Origin of the sequence: Sulfuricurvum sp. (genome assembly GCF_028710345.1) — a bacterium.
In the GTDB taxonomy this organism is placed as follows: domain Bacteria; phylum Campylobacterota; class Campylobacteria; order Campylobacterales; family Sulfurimonadaceae; genus Sulfuricurvum.
In genome coordinates this window covers 1-8,276 of the sequence record NZ_JAQTUH010000031.1, presented here as the reverse complement: position 1 = coordinate 8,276, position 8,276 = coordinate 1, and the positions used below count along the sequence as shown (strand labels likewise).

The window sequence follows — 8,276 nt, the reverse complement described above, 5'->3', positions numbered from 1 at the left end:
AAACACTTGTTTTTCGTATTATCAAGCATTAAGTCGATTTTTTTCACGTATAGTTTATAGTCTTTAATCAATAAGTAGATTTTACTAAATTACTGCAAATAATTAGAGAACCATTAACGTTATATAACATAGTATTAAATTAAAAATGTTACTTTTTGTAAAATCTTAAAATAAATACAAATTGTTATTAAAAAACACTATTTTATAAGTTGCCGTTCGTTAATATTTCCCCTTATATCATGTATTAATGAAGAAATTATGAAAAAATATTTATATTTTATAGCCTGTGCGGCAACCATCGGGTATGCCCGCGAAATCAGCTTTATTGAGCTGCAAACCTCCGCAACGGAGCACTCCCACCGTCTTAAACTCCGCACTATCGATACCTCTATCGAGCAAGCACGATTGGAAGGTGTCTATTCCGCTCTCTATCCCCAGCTCTCACTAGGTTATAGTGGAGAGTATAATAAAAACCTCGATAAAGCAACTTCCGGAACACTTTCGGTCGGGGGTACTACTATCAACTCCGGTGTTCAGAATAAAGACTCATTGGCGTTGAGTCTTAATTACGAACTCTACCACTTCGGTACCACCCTTAAACAAATCGAGATGTCCAAAAAAGAGATTGAGTCTAAAAAGCTCGAAGTATGCAACGAAGAGACGAAACTCTACTTAGAACTCTTAGACCATTACGCCACTGCTCAAAAAGCTCAAAGTGAATATCGCTATAAGAGTCAAATGCACACACTGCGTCAAGAACTCTATTCTCTCAAACAACGTCTTTATACAGCCGGTAAAGAGTCTCGTGTATCGGTAGGAGATGAAGCGATACGTCTTATCGATCTTGAGCGTGAGATTGAACGCTCACAAATGACTTATGATGAAAACCTTATAGCCCTCACCAAACTCTCCCATATAGAGCTTGACCTAAAATCAACCCAACTACTCCCCCTAACAACCAAGCCCGAAGAGATACACCTCGGCAGTTTTGAAAAGAACTCCCAAGCACGTCAATATCAAGAGAGAATAGCACAGAAAAATGCCGAAATCTCAAAGCAGAATCGATCGGAGTTTCCCGTTGTATCTCTTTATTCCAATTATTACCTCTATGGCTCTGATATGCATAATGCTTACAATGCCTTTGAGAATATCAAGCCCAACAGTTGGAATGCAGGACTCAGTATACGATTGAGTTTATTCGAGGGGTTCAAAGATGAGAGTGAATCCACGCGCCTGCATTATGAGCTTGATCGTATTCAAGAAGAGTATGCTCTCGCCAAACGCGAATTCGATGCCGATACCCAAACCAAACAACAACACCTAGAACGTCTAGCCATGCTCACCAAAAATGAAACCGAAGCATTAGCCGAAACGCATAATAAGATTATTATGACCCAAAGACTTAGAGCCCAAGGTGAAGCAGACGCAGTGAGTGAAGTGAGTGTAAAACTAGAAGGATTGGAGAGAGAATTGACATTGGACACTGAGACAATACAGCACGCCTATGAGGCAGAAGCATTGAGATTACAACATCGTGGGATAGATTCATGCACTCGGCACTAACCGCCCTAGAAGTAGCGGGCAAACTTAACCGCATTGCCATCGATACCCGTGTCATTATCAAAGAGTACGCCCTCAGCGAGCATGAACCTTCCATCGAAGAGCTGACCCGTATCGCATCCGCACAAGGTTTCCGAGCTGCCATCAAAAAGCTCTCAGTAGAAAAACTGATCGAGTCTTACCCGATGCCGATCATCGTTCAAAAGATCGATGGTACCTATATGAGTATCATTCAAGCGAATGCGGAGAAGCAAGAACTACTGGTATTTGACATTACCCGTAAAGAGCCTTACATACTCTCCTATCAAGATTGCAATGCTCAGAGTTCTGGTAAAAGCATCGTCTTAAAGCACCGTATCCTCAGTGCCGATGCCCGTTTCGGATTCGGGTGGTTCTTCCGTCAAATCATGAAGTACAAAAAGGTGATGGCAGAGGTGTTAATCGCCTCGTTTGTCCTACAGCTCTTCGGACTCGTCGCTCCGCTCTTTACACAGGTAATCCTCGACAAGGTTCTAGTCCACCGCTCTATGAGCACTCTCGATGTCCTTGCGGTTGCGTTTATCGTGGTTGCTGTGTTTGAACTAATCCTCAATCTAATCCGCAGTTACATCTTTGCCCATACCACCTCTAAGATCGATGCCAAGCTGGGGGCGAAGCTCTTTCACCATCTCCTTGCTCTTCCGTTTGTCTATTTCGAGAAACGTAAAGTAGGAAACATCATCGCCCGTGTCCGTGAGCTCGATCAAATACGGGAGTTCATCGCTAACAAATCAGTCTCCGTCATCCTCGACGTGCTGTTCTCGGTGGTGTTTGTCGCGGTGATGCTCCTCTACAGTGTCAAACTCACCCTCGTCGTTCTAGGGTTTGTCACGGTTATCGCCATCCTCTATCTCATCATTACCCCTGAGCTTCGCCGACGTCTCGAAGAGAAGTTTCAGATGGGGGCACAAAGCAACGCTTACCTCGTAGAAGCGGTTACCGGAGTACAAACCGTCAAGTCCCTCGCCCTAGAGGGTTCCATGCAGCGTAAATGGGAAGACTACCTCGCCCGTTACGTCAATGCAGGGTTTCAGCTTAGTAACCTCTCCAATATCCTCGGAGGTATCAGCGGAGCATTGCAAAAGCTCCTCACTATCTCGATGCTCTATATCGGTGTTACCTTGGTACTGGAGGGGAAACTGAGTGTCGGTCAGCTCATCGCCTTTCAGATGTTTGCCGGACAATTCACCGGACCGGTACTTCGACTGGTGAACCTATGGAATGAGTTTCAACAAACACTCCTCTCGGTGGATCGTTTAGGTGATATCCTCAACACCCCAACAGAACAAACCAATGATAAAGCGATCACTCTTCCTAAAATCGATGGTAGTGTGACGTTTGACAACATCGTCTTCTCCTATGCTCCCGATTCTCCCGCTGTCCTAAATGGTATCAGTGCCGAGATTCCGATAGGGAGCAGTGTCGGGCTTGTGGGACGCAGCGGCAGCGGTAAGAGTACGATCACCAAACTCATCCAGCGTCTCTATATCCCCTCCACCGGAACCATCTACATCGACGGAGTAGACATCCGTCATATGAACCCTAAATGGCTCCGTAACAACATCGGAGTGGTACTGCAAGAGAACTACCTCTTTAGCGGCACCATCAAAGAGAACATCTCCCTCTCCCGTCCCGATGCTCCGATGGAGCATATCATCGCTGCTTCTCGTATGGCGGGAGCCGATGAGTTTATCGCTGAGCTCTCAGAGGGGTACGATACGCAGGTAGGGGAGAGAGGGGCGGCACTCTCAGGTGGTCAGCGTCAGCGTATCGCTATCGCTCGTGCGCTTATCACGAATCCGCGCATTCTCATATTTGACGAAGCAACCTCGGCACTGGACTATGAATCCGAACGTATCATCCAGAACAACCTAAATACGATCAAGAGTGGACGTACCATGTTTATCGTTGCTCACCGCCTCAGTACGGTAAAAGATTGCGACATCATCATCGTTATGGACAAAGGGCATATCGTAGAGCGAGGAAGCCACGAAGAACTAATGCGTCTACAGGGTTACTACTACAAACTCACCACACAGCAAGGTTTATAACATATGGGACTATTTCACACTAAAGACAAACACGAATTTACCCCTCTTCTAGTAGAGATCGAAGAGCGTCCTACGTCACCGTTAGGGAGAAGCTTGCTGTGGAGTCTGTTCGCATTTCTCACTATCTCTTTATTATGGCTTTTCCTTGCCAAAATCGATGTCGTCGTCAGTGCACGGGGCAAAGTCGTCCCCGTAGGTGAGATCAAAACCCTCCAGCCCGTAGAGACGGGAGTGATCGGCTCGATACTCGTTAAAGAAGGTCAGAGCGTTAAAAAGGGAGAAGTACTGATGGAGATTGATCCCTCCGTAACACAGAGCGATCTTGAGTCTAAACAAAAGAACCTCTCACTTCTCGAACTCGAAATTGAGAGGCTCGATGCCCAGATCAATGATCGAACCTTTCATCCTAGCAGTAAATGCCAAGAGACCTCCGCCATCGCTACCCAGCAGATGATGTACACCTCCGGTAAACTCGCCTACGATCAACAACGCCAAGTGCTCCAAGAACAGATCCGACAAAACGATGAAGCGACCGAAGCGGCAAAAGCGGACAGTTCCCGCCTCAAACAACTCTTAGGCAGTGCAAAAGATCACGAAGCAAGACTCAAAGAGGTCTTAGACATCATCGCTAAAAAAGAGTACGAGGATGCCAAGAACCAGCGGATAGAATACCAAGAACAGCTCACCATGAAAGAGCACGTTATTGCTCAGTCCCAAGGAAAACTAAACGAGCTCAACCAACAGCTTCATCTCGTTACCCAAGAGTACCGAAACAAACTCCTCACCGATCTCACCCAAAAGTCCAAAGAGGCAACCTCACTGCGTACCGAAGTAGAAACTACCCAATTCCGTAATGCCAAACAACAAATCATCGCTCCGGTAGACGGATACATCGGTAAACTCTTAGTCCATACTGTAGGAGGAGTCGTCACCCCCGCAGAGAAACTCGTGACCATTATCCCCAAAGGGGTTCCGCTTATCATCCAAGCCACAGTTCTCAACCAAGACATCGGTTTCATCACCAAAGAGATGGAGAGTGCTATCAAGATTGATACCTTTGATTTCCAAAAGTACGGACTGCTACACGGCACAGTCAAACACATCGCCGATGATGCCATAGAGGATGAGAAACTCGGACCCGTCTATGAAATCACCATCGACCCCAAAGAGACAACACTGAGAGTTGAGGGAAAAGAGCTCACCATCAATCCCGGTATGAGTGTCACGGCAGAGCTCAAAGTAGGTAAACGCCGGGTCATCGAGTTCTTTATCTATCCGATGATCAAATATCTCGATGAAGGGTTGAGTGTACGATAATGAACATTACGAAAATTATTACTACTCAAGCTGAGATGCGACCGGATGCAAACGCGATTTATACGCCCCAAATAATATTGACGTACCGTCAGCTTGAAGACTTGGTAACACAAAGTACTGCCTATCTTTATCAACATGGGGTTCGATCATCAAATGTGATAGCACATCGGTTTCATAATGAGCTTAATGCATTGATCGCATTTATCTCTTGCGCAAAAATTGGAGCGACAGTTTTTAGTGCTTCAATTCATACACCTAGTATTATGTTGGAAGAAAATTTAGAGATCGTGCATACTGATTTTATTTTGACAGATGAAGCAGTATATAAAAGTGATAAGTACGAAGTTATCCTATTTGAATACTCGCATCATCTAGATACTTCCCACTATATGGACGAAAGTATCCTAGAAACGGATCCTCTGTCTCCTTTGCTTATCATCACAGGGTCCGGTACGACAGGTAAGAGTCGGCTTATTCCCCTAACGCATGGGCAGATGTATGAACGTCTGAAATTGGACAGTGAATGTTACGATTTAGAGCCTTCGGATGTTATGGCTAGTATGGTACATTTTGATTATTATGTTGGTAAACTCCGCCTTTTCAGCATGATGGCTGTAGGTGGAGCATATTGCTTGTTGCCTAAAAATATCCGTCTCGAACTTTCATGGATTGAACGTTTTAAAATCACTGTATTGCAAGGTTCTGTTTTTCATTTCGAACAGGTTCTTAAAAACATAAACCCGAAAGAAAAAACTATTTTCCCGTCTTTGAAGATACTAGGAATCAGCATGTCTACCGTTTCGGAATCACTCCGAAAACGTCTTTTTGAAGCTTTCGGTGTTCCGTTACACATTATGTACGGTACTAATGAATGCAGCGCATTGAGTGCACTGCGTGTTTATGCCGGTGCTGATGCGATGAGTGTTGGGAATGTACTAACGGGAGTAGAGATTGAGATCGTTGATACGACAGGTTGCAAAGTTCCAACCGGAGAAATCGGAGAGATACGAGCCCGCAGTGCAGCAACGGTGGATGGGTATTTCAAGGATACTGAAGCGAGTACGTTAGCATTTCGGGAGGGATGGTTTTATCCAGGCGATTTAGGTCGTTTTTTAGAAAACGGTGAGTTGATCTATTGCGGTCGAAGTGATCATATGATGATTATGAACGGCATTAACATCTATCCCGCCGAAATCGAAGCCATTATGATTACTCACCCCGATGTTATCGATGCCGCAGCAATGCCGATTAAGCATTTTATCCATCAAGACATCCCAGTATGTGCACTCGTCCTTAAAGAAGGATCAATCCTGACCCCCAAGGAGTTATTGGCATATGGCTATGCAAGACTGGGTGCTCGAAGCCCTAAAGAGGTTTTGATTATAGATCAAATACCTCGTAACACAAACGGGAAACTGATACGGGATGAATTGAGTCGTTTAATGCATGAAACATTGTCTAAAAACAAACACACGCAAAAACCTTCAAAAACTTTTTCGCAATCTAAACGTTTTTTGACGATAGAACTGTCGTTACCGGAAAATATCGATAGTGTTCATGTGGAGCGATGGCTTGAGTCGCTTGGAATTGATAATAATATAAGCAGTACTTCCGATTATAAGAAACATCTCCCCAGATCGGTGATTTATCAAGGGCTGCTTTTGTTTAACTTTATCGCTCAAGAAACCGGTATCCCTATTTTTGATACAGGAGAAGTTGCCGGACTTACTCCTGTTTCCGGAAATAGATATCGTGTTCTTCTTAAAATAGCTGATATCGATCATATACCGGAGTATGCGTATCGGATGCTGGTTGATACCGCATTTTCGACTCTTATAAAAATTTTATCGATTCCGATAACATCCGAAGCTATTACAGAAATACATGAGCTTATGCATCACACGGTGATCACCTTACGAAAAAAAATACTGATAGGTCAATCGACATTAGCAATTCTTCAAACTGCCTATAAAAATCATATCCCCTTTATCCATTTGGGTGAAGGAGTCTATCAGCTCGGTGTGGGAAAAAATGGACGTAAAATTGACCGTAGTACTACCGATAAAGATTCTAATCTTGGCGGAAAACTCGCCCATGATAAAGCACTTAGCGCAAATCTGCTTCGTATGGCAGGATTGCCCGCAGCTGAACATACGATTGTATATGATGTTAAAGGGGCACAGTATGCGGCCGCTCAGATAGGGTGGCCACTCGTCGTCAAACCATCGGACATGGAGCGGGGAGAAGGGGTTAGTGTCGGTGTAACTGATTCAACAATGGTGGAAAATGCATTTAAACATGCACGCCAAATATCCATAAATAAAAGAGTTCTTATCGAGCGGGAAGTTTTGGGTGTATGCCATCGGCTTTTTATTGTTAACAATGCACTTCTTTATGCGCTCAAACGTCAGCCAATATCAGTACTTGCCGATGGAGAATCGACGATAGCCGAATTAATTGAACAGGCGAACAGAGAAGAATCTAGCAAAGTTCCATGGAAAAGAAAAACTTTTCCCTCAGATGATGTAACATATAAAGTACTTGCATCACAAGGATATCAAATAGAATCAATACCTCCAAAAGGAGCATGGGTCGCCCTACGAGATATTGAATCGACGCAGTGGGGAGGACGAGATGAAGAGGTGACGCAAATCGTTCATCCCGATAATCTTGATATAGCCCTAAGGGCAGCGGCACTGTTTGAACTCGATGTAGCCGGAGTGGATATCATCACCACCGATATTTCTATTCCCTGGTATGAAAACGGTGCAATCATCAATGAAATCAACTCTTCACCTCTTTTAGGCGGAGGTGAGATATCCAGAGGGTATGTCGATCAGTATCTAAAGCACATTTTACGTGATAACGGAAAAATTCCACTCGAAGCGTTCATCGGCGGTGAAGAAGCAATGAACGCAGCAATGGAGAGATTTAAAGCACTAAAAAACCAAGGAAGCCAGTGTTATTTGAGCAGTGAAACACGAACCCTTTCACCGCAGGGAGATGAAATATATCTGTCATACACGGGGATCAATTCTAGAGCAAAAGCGTTGGCATTGCGAAAGGATGCCGAAGCGTTGATATTTGTGCTGCAAACCGATGAAGTGTTGCATCACGGGTTTGCTCTTGGCTTGTTTGACAGAGTAACAATCTGTTCGGAGAATGTCGAATCATTTCGTGAACCGGGTAAAAGAATTTCGACGGAACTTTTTCAAAAAAGTAAATACTCAACATTACTTTTGAATGGGAAAGACACTTAATGAGAAATAATAGTTACAGATCATATCAAGGTGAAACTACATGAAAAGG

4 protein-coding genes are annotated in these 8,276 nt (G+C 44.2%); all 4 read left to right on the top strand.

Going from position 1 to position 8,276, the window contains the following annotated elements:
• Window positions 1-258: 258 nt before the first annotated feature.
• Genes PHC76_RS14505 through PHC76_RS14490 form a run of 4 tightly spaced genes read left to right on the top strand, consistent with a single transcriptional unit; the run spans window position 259 to window position 8,227 of the window.
• A complete protein-coding gene (locus tag PHC76_RS14505) occupies window positions 259-1,563 on the top strand; it encodes a TolC family protein (protein ID WP_300210641.1) in 1,305 nt (434 codons plus the stop codon).
• Window positions 1,548-3,650: a type I secretion system permease/ATPase gene (locus PHC76_RS14500; protein ID WP_300210639.1), complete on the top strand. Its 2,103-nt coding sequence runs from the start codon at window positions 1,548-1,550 to the stop codon at window positions 3,648-3,650. The genes PHC76_RS14505 and PHC76_RS14500 overlap by 16 nt, the downstream gene beginning before the upstream one ends.
• A gap of 3 nt (window positions 3,651-3,653) precedes the next feature.
• The gene (locus tag PHC76_RS14495; protein WP_300210637.1) at window positions 3,654-4,967 is read left to right on the top strand and encodes an HlyD family type I secretion periplasmic adaptor subunit; all 1,314 of its coding nucleotides are present in this window, start codon (window positions 3,654-3,656) and stop codon (window positions 4,965-4,967) included.
• On the top strand, window positions 4,967-8,227 hold the full coding sequence (locus PHC76_RS14490) for an AMP-binding protein (RefSeq protein ID WP_300210635.1): 3,261 nt from the start codon (window positions 4,967-4,969) through the stop codon (window positions 8,225-8,227). Before PHC76_RS14495 ends, PHC76_RS14490 begins: the two co-directional genes overlap by 1 nt.
• Window positions 8,228-8,276: the final 49 nt, after the last annotated feature.